The organism is Nonomuraea sp. NPDC050227 (genome assembly GCF_044459705.1).
Lineage (GTDB): Bacteria > Actinomycetota > Actinomycetes > Streptosporangiales > Streptosporangiaceae > Nonomuraea.
In genome coordinates this window covers 664,465-679,531 of record NZ_JBITJF010000001.1, presented here as the reverse complement: position 1 = coordinate 679,531, position 15,067 = coordinate 664,465, and the positions used below count along the sequence as shown (strand labels likewise).

General features: G+C 69.2%; 17 protein-coding genes and 1 tRNA gene. 11 read left to right on the top strand and 7 right to left on the bottom strand.

The genetic code is table 11. The features are described from left to right. Positions 1-8 precede the first annotated feature (8 nt). Positions 9-953: an ADP-ribosylglycohydrolase family protein gene (locus tag ACIBK9_RS03670; protein WP_397154898.1), complete on the top strand. Its 945-nt coding sequence runs from the start codon at positions 9-11 to the stop codon at positions 951-953. Positions 954-1,543: 590 nt separating this feature from the next. On the opposite strand, the gene ACIBK9_RS03665 is transcribed toward ACIBK9_RS03670, so the two are convergent. Further along, on the bottom strand, positions 1,544-2,158 hold the full coding sequence (locus ACIBK9_RS03665; protein WP_397154896.1) for a TetR/AcrR family transcriptional regulator: 615 nt from the start codon (positions 2,156-2,158) through the stop codon (positions 1,544-1,546). Between the two features lie 103 nt (positions 2,159-2,261). On the opposite strand from ACIBK9_RS03665, the gene ACIBK9_RS03660 reads away from it, so the two are divergent. Both ACIBK9_RS03660 and ACIBK9_RS03655 read left to right on the top strand, forming a co-directional pair. Further along, positions 2,262-3,269: an NADP-dependent oxidoreductase gene (locus ACIBK9_RS03660; RefSeq protein WP_397154894.1), complete on the top strand. Its 1,008-nt coding sequence runs from the start codon at positions 2,262-2,264 to the stop codon at positions 3,267-3,269. Between the two features lie 570 nt (positions 3,270-3,839). Beyond that, positions 3,840-4,346, top strand: a complete 507-nt coding sequence (locus ACIBK9_RS03655; protein ID WP_397154892.1) for a hypothetical protein — start codon at positions 3,840-3,842, stop codon at positions 4,344-4,346. Between the two features lie 157 nt (positions 4,347-4,503). Here the strand turns inward: ACIBK9_RS03655 and ACIBK9_RS03650 are convergent, their stop codons facing one another. Next, positions 4,504-4,971: an SRPBCC family protein gene (locus ACIBK9_RS03650; protein ID WP_397154890.1), complete on the bottom strand. Its 468-nt coding sequence runs from the start codon at positions 4,969-4,971 to the stop codon at positions 4,504-4,506. 71 nt (positions 4,972-5,042) lie between these two features. On the opposite strand from ACIBK9_RS03650, the gene ACIBK9_RS03645 reads away from it, so the two are divergent. Further along, positions 5,043-5,567 (top strand): site-specific integrase, encoded by a 525-nt coding sequence (locus tag ACIBK9_RS03645; RefSeq protein WP_397154888.1) that lies wholly within the window; start codon positions 5,043-5,045, stop codon positions 5,565-5,567. Between the two features lie 87 nt (positions 5,568-5,654). Here the strand turns inward: ACIBK9_RS03645 and ACIBK9_RS03640 are convergent. Together ACIBK9_RS03640 and ACIBK9_RS03635 are read right to left on the bottom strand one after the other, a co-directional pair. After that, positions 5,655-5,727, bottom strand: a tRNA-Arg gene (locus ACIBK9_RS03640). 57 nt (positions 5,728-5,784) lie between these two features. Beyond that, a complete protein-coding gene (locus ACIBK9_RS03635; RefSeq protein WP_397154886.1) occupies positions 5,785-6,330 on the bottom strand; it encodes a hypothetical protein in 546 nt (181 codons plus the stop codon). A 461-nt stretch (positions 6,331-6,791) separates the two neighbouring features. On the opposite strand from ACIBK9_RS03635, the gene ACIBK9_RS03630 reads away from it, so the two are divergent. From ACIBK9_RS03630 to ACIBK9_RS03600, 7 genes are all read left to right on the top strand, one after another. Further along, on the top strand, positions 6,792-8,243 hold the full coding sequence (locus ACIBK9_RS03630; protein WP_397154884.1) for a sensor histidine kinase: 1,452 nt from the start codon (positions 6,792-6,794) through the stop codon (positions 8,241-8,243). Continuing rightward, entirely contained in the window at positions 8,240-8,866 is a 627-nt protein-coding gene (locus tag ACIBK9_RS03625) for a response regulator (protein ID WP_397154882.1), read from the top strand. The genes ACIBK9_RS03630 and ACIBK9_RS03625 overlap by 4 nt, the downstream gene beginning before the upstream one ends. Positions 8,867-9,340: 474 nt before the next feature. Next, a complete protein-coding gene (locus ACIBK9_RS03620; RefSeq protein ID WP_397154880.1) occupies positions 9,341-9,601 on the top strand; it encodes a hypothetical protein in 261 nt (86 codons plus the stop codon). 463 nt (positions 9,602-10,064) lie between these two features. Further along, positions 10,065-10,352 carry a hypothetical protein gene (locus ACIBK9_RS03615; RefSeq protein ID WP_358290831.1) on the top strand — a complete coding sequence of 96 codons (288 nt, stop codon included), beginning with the start codon at positions 10,065-10,067 and terminating at the stop codon, positions 10,350-10,352. A 3-nt stretch (positions 10,353-10,355) separates the two neighbouring features. Beyond that, positions 10,356-11,087 (top strand): prolipoprotein diacylglyceryl transferase family protein, encoded by a 732-nt coding sequence (locus tag ACIBK9_RS03610; RefSeq protein ID WP_358290828.1) that lies wholly within the window; start codon positions 10,356-10,358, stop codon positions 11,085-11,087. Next, positions 11,084-12,622: a radical SAM protein gene (locus ACIBK9_RS03605; RefSeq protein ID WP_397154877.1), complete on the top strand. Its 1,539-nt coding sequence runs from the start codon at positions 11,084-11,086 to the stop codon at positions 12,620-12,622. The genes ACIBK9_RS03610 and ACIBK9_RS03605 overlap by 4 nt, the downstream gene beginning before the upstream one ends. A gap of 32 nt (positions 12,623-12,654) precedes the next feature. Further along, positions 12,655-12,864 (top strand): hypothetical protein, encoded by a 210-nt coding sequence (locus tag ACIBK9_RS03600; protein ID WP_352365768.1) that lies wholly within the window; start codon positions 12,655-12,657, stop codon positions 12,862-12,864. Here the strand turns inward: ACIBK9_RS03600 and ACIBK9_RS03595 are convergent, their stop codons facing one another. The 3 genes from ACIBK9_RS03595 to ACIBK9_RS03585 are packed head-to-tail and all read right to left on the bottom strand — an operon-like array spanning position 12,865 to position 14,980. Beyond that, the gene (locus ACIBK9_RS03595; protein ID WP_364327787.1) at positions 12,865-13,323 is read right to left on the bottom strand and encodes a MaoC family dehydratase; all 459 of its coding nucleotides are present in this window, start codon (positions 13,321-13,323) and stop codon (positions 12,865-12,867) included. 11 nt (positions 13,324-13,334) lie between these two features. Next, entirely contained in the window at positions 13,335-14,498 is a 1,164-nt protein-coding gene (locus ACIBK9_RS03590; protein WP_397154875.1) for a TolB family protein, read from the bottom strand. Beyond that, on the bottom strand, positions 14,495-14,980 hold the full coding sequence (locus ACIBK9_RS03585; RefSeq protein ID WP_387672171.1) for a SigE family RNA polymerase sigma factor: 486 nt from the start codon (positions 14,978-14,980) through the stop codon (positions 14,495-14,497). The genes ACIBK9_RS03590 and ACIBK9_RS03585 overlap by 4 nt, the downstream gene beginning before the upstream one ends. Positions 14,981-15,067: the final 87 nt, after the last annotated feature.

The window sequence follows — 15,067 nt, the reverse complement described above, 5'->3', positions numbered from 1 at the left end:
CTGTTGGCGTGGATCTTGTGCAGCGTGCCGTTGGTGCGGTCGTCGGCTCGGCTGTGGGCGACGCGCTGGGTGCTCCCTTCGAGTTCGGGCCGGCGGGCGCGTTCTCCTCCCGCTTTCCGGTACGAGGTGCCGGCGGCGAGATGAGTGGAGGTGGCGGCTGGGATGCTGGCGAGGCCACCGACGATACGCAGATGGCCGTTCATGTAGCCGAGTCGCTGCTGGAACGCGACGGTTTGGATCTGCCGGATATCTTCGCCCGCTTCCAGCGGTGGGCAGCCGATGAGCCCAAAGACATCGGGCTGCAGACGGAAGACGTACTGACCCGCGGCCTGCCCTGGGATCGGGCCGCGGCCGCCCACTACCGGAGCAGCCACCGAGCCGCAGGTAACGGCGCCCTGATGCGCGCCACCCCATCGGCGGTGTACTTCGCCCGCGACGGACAGCAGGCCACCATGGACGCCGCTCGGCACATCGCCGCCCTCACCCACGGTGACCCGGCGGCATGGGAAGGCACCGCGATCTTCCACGACCTGATACGCGTCACTCTGGACGGTGCGAACCCCCTGGACCAGCTCTCCCACACCCTGACCGCTGTCCACCCCGACCATCGTCAACGCTACGCCGCCATCCTCGCCCCCAGCTGGCATCCCGGCCAGGCCACCGAGTTCAACGGTGCCGTCTGGCCCTGCCTTGGCTCAGCCGTATGGGCACTGCGCACCACCTGCAGCTATGTGGATGCCATCCGCGCCGCGATCGACCTGGGCGGCGACACCGACACCGTCGCCGCGATCACCGGCGGACTGGCCGGGGCCGTGTACGGACCGGCAGCGATTCCAACCAGTTGGACCGGCCCCTTACACGTTCCGCTACCCGGAAGTGGCGGCCGAACCCTGCATCTGACCCACCTGATCGACCTCGCTTGTGACCTCGTAGAGCGTCCGAATTCAGACTGACAACGAAGCCCTGACTGCCAGGGCCGCAACGACCTTCCGCTTCTCGGCCGGAGCAACCACCTTGCTCCGGCAATGGAGACCGAGCTCGGAGCGTCGTGTACGGCTGTCGTCAGATGCCTCTGGTGGTTGCTGTCAGCGCTACTGTCATCTCCCGCCTCGACTTTCCTCCGGCAGATTACAGATGTCGATTGAGGCAACCGCTGTCCAGCGGACATGGCACAGGCTTGAAAGATGGATCACGCCGCCTGACCGAGGAGGTTCTAACCCGTCCATCGTCATGGCGGCCCTGATTGACGATGCCGGTAACCGGAGGAGTGCCGCGCCGTTCCCCGACGTCCGAACCTGGATGCAGGTTGGCCACGACCGTGTAGACGATTTCGGGCCCGGCCCTAATCTCAAGAGACCCCTGAGCCTTCCGCGCAACGTGCTGACTACTGATTGTCGTCACGTCGCGCGAGTGTGTCGATATCGAGAGAACCACCAGTGCCGGAGCGACGATCTTCCGCATCCGGGCGACATACCCCATTGCCGATGCGCGGGTGACCAAAGGGTGGCTGGGGCGGCGGGACGGTCGTGAGGGGAGGACGATGTCAGGGAGTGGCGGCCCTGGTGAAGTCCTCACTCGTTGGTGCCGCAACGGGTAGCTCGTGCGCGGCTTCCGGTCGTAGCCCGTCGAAGATCAGGCGCAGGTAGCGCTGCCACAGGTCGGATCGTGTGGTGGCGAGCGGTGCTGCGATCCGGGCAGGGGCATTGAGCAGCAGCACGATGTCGTGGCCGGTGACGTCCGCCCGGACGACTCCGGCCTGCCGGGCGCGTGCGGTCAGCGCCTCGGCCACCTGTGCCAGCCGGTCGCTGGCGGCCCTGATCGCGGGATGGGCGCGCGAGACCGCAGTGGCCGCCTCGCAGAATGCACGATCGTTGGCCTGGAGTTCGGCGCCTGCGGTCATGAACTGCAGCAGGGCGGAGCCCGGATCGGTTTGCTCCAGCAGGATCTCGCCGGTCGTGGCGAGGGTGTCGAGTTGGTCGCAGAAGATCGCGGAGACCAGCTCCTCCTTGCTGGAGAAGTGGTTGAAGACCGTCCCCTTGGCGACGCCGGCGCGCGCGGCGATCCGCGCGATGGAGGCATCGAGCCCATGCTCGGACAGTTCCGCGCAGGCCGCGTCGATGAGCAGTCTTCGATTTCGGGCGGCGTCGGCTCTGGGCATGTACGCCAGCCTAACGCAACTTGACCACCCGGTCATGCTGTGTGCTAAGGTCACCAACATGACCAGTCGGTCAACTTATCTTGGCGACTGTAAGGGGTCGATGATGAGAGCAGTTGTCGCGAAGCAGTACGGCCCGCCCGAGGTCCTGACCGTCGAGGACGTTCCGGTTCCACGACCCGGCCCGGGCCAGATCCAGGTCCGCATCCGCGCCGCAGCCATCAACCCCGCCGACCTGCGAGCCCTCAGCGGGGTGCTAGGCGAGCTGACCCCCTTGACCTTCCCCCATGTGCCAGGCAGCGACTTCGCCGGCACGGTGACCGAAGTCGGCCCGGACGTGATCCGGTTCACCCGGGGTGAGGAGGTGTTCGGAGTCGGGCTGCCGCGCGCGACACCGAAGATCGCCGCGATGCTGTCCACTCCACCATCCCTCACCACCGGCGCCATGGCCGACTTTGCGGTCTTCGAAGCCGACACCCCCGCCATCGCCCGACGCCCGGACGGTTTGACCGCCGACCACGCGGCCAGCCTGCCGATACCCGGGCTGACCGCGCTGGCCGTGGTGCGCGCGGGCCGGTTCGAGGCAGGTGAACGGGTTCTGGTGACCGGCGCCGCGGGCGGGGTCGGCGGCGCCGTGGTCCCCTTACTGGCCGCCGCCAAGGTACATGTGATCGCCACCGCGATCCCCGAGGACGACGACTACGTCCGCGACCTGGGCGCCACCGAGGTGATCGACTACCGGACAGTCGACACCATCACCGAGACACTGCGGCGCCACCCCGGCGGCGTCGATGCCATGGTCAACCTCGCCCTGCCCGGCCCCGCCCTGGTCAGAGCAAGCGACGCCATCAGGCCAGGAGGCCACCTGCTCAACGTCGCCTTTCCCAGCCCCGAGCCTTCCGCATTCGACCGCCCCGACCTGACGGTGCGCACCGTCTTCAGCACCGCGCGCCCTGGAGATCTGGAGGAGCTGGCAACACAGGCCATGGCCGGCTCCCTGCCTGCCACCGTCAGTCGGCGGTACCCGCTGGAAGAGGCTGCGCGAGCGTATGCCGATCTCGTGCACACCCATGTGCGCGGAAAGCTCCTCGTCATCGCCAACGCCACGGACTGAATCATTGCTCGCAGCCAATTCAGGACGCGATACAGCAGACCGCGGCGTGACACACCCGGCGGATCGTCGCCCACCATGGAGGCGCAGAACCCCGGTATGAAGGTGGTCCTCTCACGGATCAACTTCACAAGGGTCTGCGTCGACGAGGAGCGTCACATACGCCTCGGTCCTCACCCCGATCACGCTCAGCTCGCTCTTCCCGGCCCTGATCAAGCGAACCCCGGCACGCCGTTGCCACACGCACGGCTTCACGACCTGCGCCACATCCATGCCACGCCCTGCTCATGGCCGGCGTCCCCGTCCATGTCGTCGCGGCCCGCCTCGGCCACGCTGACCCATCGATCACCCTCCGGGTCTACGCCCACGTGATCCGTGCGGCGGAGGCCTCGGCCGCCGAAGCCTTCACCAAAGCAATGGATGAATGGTAGACGCACCCGTCCGTTGTCAGCATCGATAGCCGATGTGCGAGACCGAAGAGCCCCTGAGACGGCATGTCTGTCCAGGGGGCCTTCTGCTGAGCTGGGTTACCGCCCCTCAGCCATTGTGCTTGTCGCGGATCACATAGCGGGTGTGAGTCCCGTTCATCCACTCCCTGTCAATCTCCTTGCCCGTCACTCTGCCGACAAGCGTCAGGGCCGACGTGAGGCAGGTCGCGCCCGTCACCTGCTGGCGGCGGAGATCCTGGGCGGGCGCCGGGTCACCATCCGGATCGAGGAGAACACGCTGATGTTCCTCGACGCTGAGTCCCGGCAGCTGCTGCGGGTCCGGCCGAACCCGCTAATCTGGGCCAAGTGCCTGCAGTTGCGCGGTGCTCGCCCGGCAGGGCCGCCGCCGCTGCCGGAGCGGTCACGGGTCACGGTGCAGCGCCGCACGAACGCCTTCGGTGTGATCATGGTGACCCGGCAGAGGGTCTCCCTCGGCCGGTTGTATGTCGGCCGAGTCGTCACCGTGCATGTCAGCGACACCACGTTGACCATCGATCTGGACGAGGGACCGCGCACGGTGCACCGCATCACCGATCTTCCGGTCCGCAACGTCAAAGCGCATCGGCCGTACAAGGTCGACCATGCTTCCTAGGTCACCTGTCGCTCATGTCGTGGGACAGAAACGTCGCGCATCTCATGGGACTAGACACGTGAAGCACTCCGTCCGACTTGCTGTTTCGTCAACTTTTCCGGCGGTCGGCGATGCTGTTCAGGCTGGGGTAGCGCCTTCGATTGCAGGCCGGAGTGAGTCAGCCGGCCCCTTCGACGTAGGACGCCAGGTTGGCCAGCGAGGAGGCGATCCCAGCTTCGTGCACGGCCTGGTCGATGCCGGGTGGTACGCCCGTGGCGGTAACGGCTATTTCGGTCCCTTCATCGGCGGCGGTCAGGTGCCAGGTCATCGTCATGGTGCCCGCGTACGACGGGTCATCGGCCTCGAACACCGCCCGCTGCACCATGCGCTCCGGTGGAACCAGTTCGGCGAACTCGACGTCGACGACGTCCGTCGCGTCTGACGTCTTGCCAGGGCTGTCGGTGGGGTCGAGGTACGTAAGGATCATCCGGAACCCGCCACCAGGCCGGGGATCCCACCGCTCGATTCGCCCGCGCATGCCGTCCGGCGGCAACCATGCCTCAAGGGACTCTCGGTCGAGGAGGGCGCCGTAGACAGTCGCCGGTGGTGCCGCGATCAATCGACTGGCGCGGTCAGTCCTGGCCATGGCCCGAGTCTAGGACCGAAGCTCTCCAGGCCCATCCTCGTCGAACGACAGAGAGACCAGCGCCTTTGAAGGTGTCCGACGTCGACCTTGAGGACAGGCAGATCACCCTCCGCGGCTCGGCCTCGTTCATCGACGGGAAGCGCGCCGAGGGCACCACCAAGAGCGGCCGTAAGCGCGTCGTCAGCCTCGACGCGCGGACGGTCCAGGTCTTCCGTGCACAACGCTCCCAGCAAGCCGCGGACAAGCTCCAACTCGGCCCGGAGTGGCGGGGCGGCGGCGACTACGTGTTCACCACGGGATGGGGCGAGCCCGTCCACCCCGACACGCTCAGCTCGCTCTTCCCAATCCTGATCAAGCGGTACAACCAAGCGAACACCGGCACGCCGTTGCCCCATGCACGGCTTCATGACCTACGCCATATCCATGCGACGATCCTGCTCCTGGCCGGCGTCCCCGTCCATGTGGTCGCGGCCCGCCTCGGCCACGCCGACCCGTCGATCACGCTCAGGGTCTACGCCCATGTGATCCGCGCCGCCGAGGCGTCAGCCGCGATGTCTTCGCTGAGGCGATCGGTGAGGGATGAGAGGCCGTGTTAGCAGAGGTGTCAGCAAGATCCGGAGATTGTCCTGACAAATAGAAAGGCCCGCTCCCAGGAACCCCTGGTTGCGGGCCTTTCGCATGTGTGCGGCCGGAGGTACTCGAAACCCCAACCTTCTGATCCGTAGTCAGATGCTCTATCCATTGAGCTACGGCCGCTCGCTGCGTAAGCAAGCATAGCGGGTTCTGTGCAGTGCATCGAACCGAATACCGCGATCACTGGCGAGCCGGCTCCTCCTTCTTGGGCCAGAGGGTGTGGCTCACCGGCCAGATCAGGGCGATCAGGGGGACCTTGAGGAGGTTGAGCATGAAGTCCACCAGGGCTTTTGTGCGGGAGGGGTCGTTCACGAGCCAGATGAGGCCGAAGAGGATGAGGCACGAGATTCCGTACGCCAGGAGCAGTTTCAGCCAGAACGCCCACTCGTAGCGTGTCCGGGCGGGTCCGCCTGCGGGAGGCTTCCAGGGCGGGGGGCCGCCGGCGAAGCGGTGGTGGAAGCGGGCGTCGGCCCAGCGCATCGTCCGGTGGCCGAAGACGATCGAGTAGGCCAGGTAGGCCGCGGCCAAGCCGTGGCGCAGGTCCGCCGTGGCGCCGCCGCGCATGTCGATGACCGCCGCGGCCAGGAGGACCACGTCGAGGAGCGGGACGCAGAGCAGGAGGGCCGTGCTCAGCCGTCGGCGCTTCCAGAGGTAGCGGCAGGACAGGCCGAGGCCCAGGAGGAGCCAGAAGCCGATTTCGCAGCCGATGAGGATGGCGACAATCACGTGTACCAGCTTGCTGTGATTCGCGGCCCGGCACATCGTCGGCGAAAACGAGCCTGTGGATACATCGAAGGGTGTATCCACAGGCTGACCCTCGGAGGACGGCGGCGGCGTCCGGGAGTGGTGAGATGAGGACATGACACGAGCGGCGGTGAGGGGCTGTGGCGCCGGGGCGCGGGCGGTGGCGGGTCGGGCGACACTGTCCGAGGCGCCGCTGGGGGCCGCCTTCGGTTGTTCAGGGTGTGGGCGGGGCCGGAGTAGGCCGGGTGGTCCGGGTGCGTAGGGTCGCTGACCGGCCGCCGGCCTCGACACGGTCGGTTTCACAGTGGTGGCGGTCGGTGCCGCTGCCGTGGGGGGCCGGGGTGCGGACGGGTTCACGGTGGTTGAGGCGGTTCGAGGCGCGAGGGGCGTCCGGGGGCGGCGGTCAGGAGAAGGGCAGGGTGCCGCCTGGGGTGGCGGCCGGGGTGGCCTTCGTTCTGGGGGCGTTGCTGATTCTGGCTGGTGGATACCTGCGCCGTGGCGTGCCGGTGTGGGTGTTGCTGGTGCCGTTGGCGATCACCTGTTCGGCCGTGTTGCTGCGGCAGCGGGCCCCGTTGTGGTCACTGGCTCTGGGAGTGGTGGCCGTCACGATCGACGGGCTGGTGGGGCCGTCGCTGGCGACCGTGCTGGTGTTCACCGACAATCTTTACGCCGCGGCGCTCTATGGGCCGGCGCGGCTTGCTCGGTGGTTGCTCGGGATCACGACGGTGCTGGCCGTGGTGGCCGGGGCCGTGGCGGCGTTCATCGCGGCTGACTGGCGGTTGCTGGCCGTCATGGGGATCCAGGCGGGGCTGGTGCTGGTCACGCCGGTCACCACGGCCTGGGTGCTGCGGGAGCAGCGCGACCGGGCGGCCGCGGAACGCGCGCGGGCCGAGCAGGTCGCGCATCTCGCCGAGCTCGACCGGCAGGCCGCGATCGCGGCCGAGCGTACGCGGATGGCTCGTGAGTTGCATGACATGATCGCGAACCATTTCAGCGCCATCGCCATCCAGTCGACGGCTGCGCTGTCCCGCAAGGACCTGGATCGGGAGACGGTCCGGAAGGTCATGGAGTCCGTACGGGAGAACAGTGTCAAGGGCATGGCCGAGATGCGGGACATGATCGGGCTGCTGCGGGAGGCCAACGGCGGGCGTGAGGGGGACGGGCCGGAGCTTGAGGCCACCCGGCCGCGGCTGGCCGACGCGGAGAGCCTGGTCGAGCGTACGCGGCGGGCTGGGATGGACGTCGAGCTGCGGGTGGACGGGGAAGTGCGTGAGGTGCCGGCTTCGGTGGATCTGGCCGGTTATCGCATTCTTCAGGAAGGGCTGACGAATGCGCTCAAGCATGGTGAGGCGCCGGTTGTCGTCTCGCTGACCTACGAACCTCGGGAGGTTCTCCTGACGGTCGAGAACCGAGTCGGGCGGCGGGGGGCTCGGCTGCCGGGTTCGGGGGCGGGGCTGATCGGCATGCGCGAACGGGCTTCGCTGGTCGGAGGGTTCTTCGAGGCGGGGCGGTCGGGGGATGGGTGGCGTATCGCGGCGGCCTTTCCGACGTCGCTCACCCCGGACACACAGCGGCTCGACGCCCGCCCGCCGGACGGTAGCGCGTCAGGTGGCCGTCCTGTGGGTGAGCGTGCCGCGGGTGATGGTGCGTTGGGGGGCCGTCCTGCAGAGGTGCGTGCTTCTGGGGAGCGCGCTTCGAGGGGGCGGGGTGCGGGTGTGCCGGTGCCGGAGGCTGGGGCTGTGGATGGGCGGGTGGTGCGGTGGCGGGCGGTCGGAGGAGCAGCGTTGGCGCCGGACGACAGCACTGGCGACGACGGTGAACACCTCAGGGATGGTGAACGTCCCAGGGGCGGCGAGTGTCCCAGGAATGGTGATGGCGGAACGGACGTGGCATGAGCATCAGGGTGTTGGTGGCCGACGATCATGCGGCCGTACGGGCCGGGATTGTGATGATTCTGGACGGCGCGGACGACGTCGAGGTCGTGGGTGAGGCGGCCGATGGTGAGCAGGCGGTTCGGTTGGCTCATGATCTGCGCCCTGACGTCGTCCTCATGGACATCCGCATGCCTCGTCTCGACGGCATCTCCGCCACCAGGGAGCTGGCGGGGGTGAGTGACGTCCTGATCCTCACGACGTTCGACGTCGACGAGTACGTCTTCGGCGCTCTCCGGGCGGGGGCGGCCGGTTTCCTGCTCAAGAACACCGAGGCCGATGCCCTGGTGGAAGCGGTGAGACTGGTGGCGGGCGGCGAGGGGATGATCGCGCCGGGCGTCACCAGGCGGTTGATCGCCGCCTTCGCGGACCAGCCGCCCCGCCGTGAGCCTCCCGAGCCGGAGGCCCTGACCCCGCGCGAGCGTGAGGTGCTGGCCTGCATCGGGCGCGGCCTGTCCAACGCCGAGATCGCCAAGGAACTCGACATGGCCGAGGCCACCACGAAGACGCATGTCAGCCGGCTGCTGAACAAACTGGGCCTGAAGAGCCGCGTGCAGGCGGCGATTTACTACTCAGAGTCGCTTTAGCCCCGTAGGGTGAACGCCGTGACCACGCCGCCGCCCCCTCCAGCCGGGGAGCCGCCCCCCGAGGGGCCTCCGTCCGGGCAGCGTCCGCCCGGGCCGCCCGGCAGCCAGCCTCCACCTGGGGAGCCATCCCCCGAGGGGCCTCCGCTCGGGCAGCGTCCGCCGGGCCCGCCGGGTGGTCAGCCTCCACCTGGGCAGCCGCCCTCCGGGCTGCGTCCGTCTGGGCAGCGTTCACCCGGCGCGCCTGGGCAGCCGCCCTCTGGGCAGCGTCCGTTCGAGGCGTCTGGGCAGCCGCCGTTCGGGCAGCCCCCGTTCGAGCAGTCTCCGTCCAGGGCTTCTGGGCAGCCTTCGTCCGGGCAGCGTCCACCTGGGCCTCCTCCTCCCGGGCAGCCTCCGTTCGGGCCGCCACCTGGGCCGCCGGGCAGGCCGCCGGGCGGGCCGTCGCAGCCGCGGCGGCAGCCTGGGCTGACCGTTGCGTTGGCGCTGGCCGGCAGTTTCGCCTACCTGGTGATCAACCTGGTGGTCGGGCTGCTCGCGTTGAGCACGCAGTCCTCGGCGGGGATCGGCGTCGCGGCGGGGTTCCTCTTGCTTCTGGGGCTCGGCTTGGGCATCGTGCTGGTCGTCCTGCGCAAGCCGTGGTCGTTCGGCCTGGGGCTCGGGTTGATGATCGGATGGTCGTTGGCGTCGATCGTCTCGGCCGGATATTGCACGGGGCTGAACCCCGGCCTGTACGCATAGGTGAAGGCATTGATCCTTCGGCACGTAGCGTCCCCTGCCGGCCAGAGGTAGCGGGATGACGACACCACCGCCACAGGGCCCGCCGGGGCCGCACCAGAACTGGCCACCACCATCGTCGCCCCCGCCGTCGTCACAGCCACCGTCAGAGGCGGGGCCGATGCCCCCGCCGCCATCCCAGGCGGGGCCGATGCCCCCGCCGTCGTCACAGCCGGGACCGCTGCCGCCGCCACCGCCACAGGCGAGGCCGACGGCCCCGCCACCATCTCAGGCGGGGCCGTTGCCACCGCCGTCGTCACAGGGGGGATCGATGCCCCCGCCGTCGTCACGGCCAGCACCGTTGTCACCGTCACCGTCACAGTCACAATCCTGGGCAGGGAACTTCCCAGCGCCCCCGCCGTCACCACCGCGACCGTCGCGGTCGACGCCTCTACCGCCACCACCACCCAGCAGTCGCAACTCCGCGATGCTTCTCGGCGCGATGCTGGTCGTCGGCGTGTTCACCTACACCGTCGTCAACGGCATCGTGGGTTTCTTCGCCTTCTTCTCCGCCATCAACGGCACGAACAAGGGGGTCGTGATCGCCGCCGCGGTGCTGCTGGCCCTCGTCGGTCTCGGCGGCGGTCTGGGGTTCGGCCTGGTCCGCAAGTCGTGGTCCCGAGGGCTGGGGCTGGGGCTCGCGATCGGCTGGGCACTGTGGTCGATGCTGACGGCCGGAGTCTGCACCGGCCTCAACCCCAGCCTGTACGGCTGAACCATGCCTTACCACGAGATATTCGTCGGCCTGGGCGTCCTGGTGGCATCGGTGGTCTTCGTCCGCGAGGCCAGGGCCAGGGGCGCGCTCAACGAGCAGTCACTGGTCGCCGTCACCGGAGCCCTGGTCGGGGGCGCGATCGGCATGCGTCTGGCGGGCTGGCTGGAGACGCTCGACCTCGCCGACCTGTGGCTGTACGGCTCCCGCAGCATCCTCGGCGGCCTGACCGGCGCGTACGTCGGCGTGCTGGTCGCCAAGAAGGTCATCGGCTACAAGGAGCGCACCGGTGACCTGTTCGCCCCGGCGGTGGCGCTCGGCATGGCGATCGGCCGCATCGGCTGTCACCTGACCGAGGCGCCCGGCAGACCCACGGACCTGCCCTGGGGGGTGCACGCGCCGCCGTCCACCCCGGAATGCCCGGGATGTCTGACGGGCCAGGCCATGCACCCGTCGTTCGTGTACGAGATCGTCTTCCAGCTGGCCGCGTTCGTCGCGCTGCGGTGGGCGCGCAAGCGGCTGACCGAGCCCGGGGAGCTGTTCACGCTCTATCTCGCCGGATACGCGGCCTTCCGGTTCCTGGTCGAGTTCACCAGGGCGAACGAGACGTTGTGGCTAGACCTGACCGGGCCGCAATGGTTCCTGGTCCCCGGTCTGACGCTGCTCGCGCTCAGGCTCGCGTACGGGTGGCGTCGAGGCCACTACGATGCCCTTTTCAAACGGAAGGTCACGACATGAGCGCAGGGATGGGGCTACGGGGAGACCGCATCCTCCGGTACGTCAACGCGTTCTGCCCGAAATGCCACGGCCGGGACCTCGACCAGGTCGAACGGCTGAGCGGCTGGCTGGCCGAACGCGACGGCAAGGTGTGGCTGGAACGCGGCTGCCGCGAACACGGTCTGATCCGCACGCTGTACGACGAGGACCCGGAGATCCTCTCCTACCTGGAGGAGTGGACCGCTCCCACCAAGCAGCACATCCCCGACGTGTCCGGAAACTTCGCCCCGATCCCCGGCGCGTACCTCGACGGCCTGCCCGAGATGCAGACCCAGCACACCTGCATCCTCCTGGAGGACATCGCCGAGGCGTGCAACCTGCGCTGCCCCACCTGCTTCGCCGACAGCTCGCCCGACCTGACCGGCGTCGTCCCGGTGGCCGACGTGCTGGCCAACGTGGACCAGCGTCTGGCCAGGGAGAACGGCAAGCTCGACGTCCTGATGCTGAGCGGCGGCGAGCCCACGCTCCACCCCGAGCTGAAGACCCTCCTCGCCGAGCTGGTGAGCCGGCCGGTCACCCGCATCCTGATCAACACCAACGGCGTGCTCATCGCCAGGGACGACGCCCTGCTCGACCTGCTCACCGAGCACCGCGACCGGGTGGAGGTCTACCTCCAGTACGACGGCTCGTCGGCCGAGGCTTCCAAGCACCACCGCGGCGGCGACCTGCGCCGGATCAAGGCGGAGGCCGTACGGCGGCTGTCGGAGCGGGAGATCTTCACGACCCTGGTCATGACCGCGGCCCTGGGCGTCAACGACGGCGAGATCGGCGACGTCGTGCGCCTCGCGCTCGACACGCCGTTCGTCGGCGGCGTGTCGCTGCAACCCCAGTTCGGCTCGGGAAGGTCGGGCGTCATCGACCCGTCCGACCGGCTCACCCACACCGGCGTGCTCAAGCGGCTCGGCCCGCAGACCGGCGGCCTGGTGACCTGGCGCGACCTGACCGCGCTGCCCTGCTCGCACCCCCACTGCTGCTCGGTCGGCTACCTGATCCGCGACGACGCCCAGCAGTGGCGCTCGCTGGTCGCCCTGATCGGCCACGACCGCCTCAAGGAGAACCTGGGCCTGGTCTCCAACCGCATCGCCGACTCCGAGCTGCCGCGCGAGCTGCGGATGGCGGTCCAGGAATCGCTGCTCGGGCTGCTGTCGGAGCAGTCGTCGCTGTCCCACCCGCAGATCGGCGACCTGTGGCGGGACATCTGCGAGAACTGCGACCTCGGCGTCGCCACGCTGCTCACCCTCGCCTCCTCGGCGCTGCCCGGCCGGCGGAAGAAGCTGCGCCGGATGCTGGGGGAGCGGGTGGTGCGCATCACGATCAAGCCGTTCATGGACATCTCGACCATGATCGAGGAGCGGCTCACGCAGTGCTGCGTGCACGTCGGCACGCGTGCCGAGCAGGACCAGTGCGCGCCGTTCTGCGCCGTGCAGGCCTGGCCGCAGTTGTCGCGGCAGCGGCTGTCCGCGGTGGCCGCCAAGCCGGGGCTGGTGATCCTCTGAAGAGCCAGCCGTACGATCCGCTCCGGTTGTGTGTGTACGCCACCGTGGCGCTGCTGGCCTGGCTGCTCGGGCCGTGGGCGGTGCTCGGCTTCGCGGCGCTGGGGTTCGCCGGGTACTGGAAGGCGCGGCGGGCCGGGCTGACCCGGAGCAAATGCCTGCTCAGGGACACCCGGCTCGTGCTGGCCTATCTCGGGCTGATCGGGCTCGCCGCGGTGGTGGGAATCGTCCTGTCGCTGCGGTGATCAGGTCGCGGGAACGTACAGGATGAGCGACTCGGCGATGCAGGCCGGCCGGCGCTCGCCCTCGATCTCGATCGTCATCTTCAGGTTGGCCAGATAGCCGGCCGGGGTGCCCTTGACGTCGGTGAGCTCGCCCACGGCCCTGACCCGCGCGCCCACGGGCACCGGCCGGGGGAAACGGACCTTGTTCAGCCCGTAGTTGACGCCCATCGCGATGCCCTCGACGCGCACCATCTCGAACATGAACGTCGGCAGCAGCGACAGGGTCAGGAAGCCGTGGGCGATCGTGCCGCCGAAGGGCCCCTCCTTGGCGCGCTCCACGTCCACGTGGATCCACTGGTGGTCGTCGGTGGCGTCGGCGAAGAGGCCGACCTGCTCCTGGGTGACGGTGCGCCACTCGGTCGGGCTGAACGTCTCGCCCACGGCCGCCTTGAGTTCCTGTACGTTCGCGAAGGTCCGCATGGCCACGAACGCTATTGCGCGGGCGGGACGGCTGCCAAGTTGAGCAACCGGTACTCCTTCCCCGAGACCACCCAGTAGACGATCGTGCTGGGCTCGGCGGACCGATCGTCGCCCCACCAGATCCCCACCCGCTCGAACGTCACCAGCGCGCCGGTCGCGAGGTCGTACACCTCGCCGTCGGACACCGCGAAGCGGTCGAGAGCCGGGTAGTCGGCGAGCCGGGGGGCGAGGCCGAGCCCCCGGGGCTCGATCGCGCCGGTCCCGTCGGCCCGCTGCAGGTACGAGCGCCCGCCCTGGGCTCCCCAGCACCAGAACGGCCCGCACCGCAGCGTCACGACGTCCCGGGGGGCGACGACGCGCACGGTGTAGGGGGCGCCGGACAGGTCCACGACCTTGGTCTGGACCTTCTGCGAGTCGTCCGCGTCCGTGGCCCACGGCCACCTGATGAGGTGCAGGCCCTCGCTGCCGGGGATCAGCCGCGGCGCTTCGCCGCCTGCGAGCGGCATCCACCACACGCCTCCGCCGCCCTCCGACCAGATGATCCGGTCACCGTTGACGGCGATGCGCTCGATCCGGAGGTGCTCGCCCGTCATCGCGGCGACCCGCCGGGGCGCGCCGCCCGCGAGCGGGGCCGTCCAGATCTCGCGTACGGGGGTGCCGTCGTCGCGGAGGGCTTTCACGTACCAGGCGAGGTTCGTCCCGTCGAACGCCGGCGGCTGTGGCAGGTACGTCCTCATGCCGGGAGGGACCGTCAGGCCGGCGAGCTCGCGGAACGTCCGGGTGACTGTGTCGTACACCTCGAACAGGCGGAACGTGTCCTCCCTGGGGCCGGCGGCGACCAGGACCCGCGTGGCGTCGAACGCGGTGAGCGGGAAGCGCCGCCATCCGTCCGGCCCTTGCGCGGGCATCGTGGTGACCGCCTGCGGCCACGCCCGTTCCAGGGGCACGACCTGCGGGGCGGCGGCGGGCCGCGTCGCCTCCTCCCGTCCGTTCCCGGTGGTGAGCGTGACGGCCGCGATCACCGCCGCCACCGCCGTCGCGGCGGCCAGCCCCTGTGTACGCCGCCTGCGCCGTCGCCGTCTGCGCGCCGCCACCCCGCCGAGCAGCCTGGACGGTTCCGGCGCACGGTCCGCCGCCGCCCGCAGGGCCTCCGCCAGGTCGTCCTCGCTCCTCATGTTCGTCCCTTCTCGAACAGCCCTGGCCTGATGCGCAACGTCTGGAGCGCCCGGAACGCCTGGCTGCGGACGGTTCCGCGGGAGATGCCGAGGATGTCGGCGATCTCCTGGTCCGACAGGTCCTCGTAGTACCGCAGCACCAGGACGACCCGCTGCCTGCGCGGCAGCGTCGCCAGCTCCCGCCACAGCTCGCCGGAGGAGTGGCTGTCGGTGTACGCCCCCTCGGGCACCTCGCCCGTGAGCTGCTCCCTGCGCCGCCGGCGCCACCAGCTCACGTGCTGACGGGCCATGATCGTGCGTACGTAGGACTCCGGGTTGTCCTTGTTGCGCACCTTGCGCCAGGTGTCGCCGAGCTTGAGCAGCGCCTCCTGGACGAGGTCGGCGGCGTCGTCCGGGTTTCCGGTGAGCACGTATCCGTACCGGAGCAGGGCGGCGCCACGCGCTTGCACGAACTCCTCGAACTCCACAACACCCAGACGCACGGGCGTCCCGGACTGTTGCAAAGATCTTTTACTCGAAACCATCGCATGCATGTTCGAGTCCGCGCTACAGTTCTGGGTATCGAAATC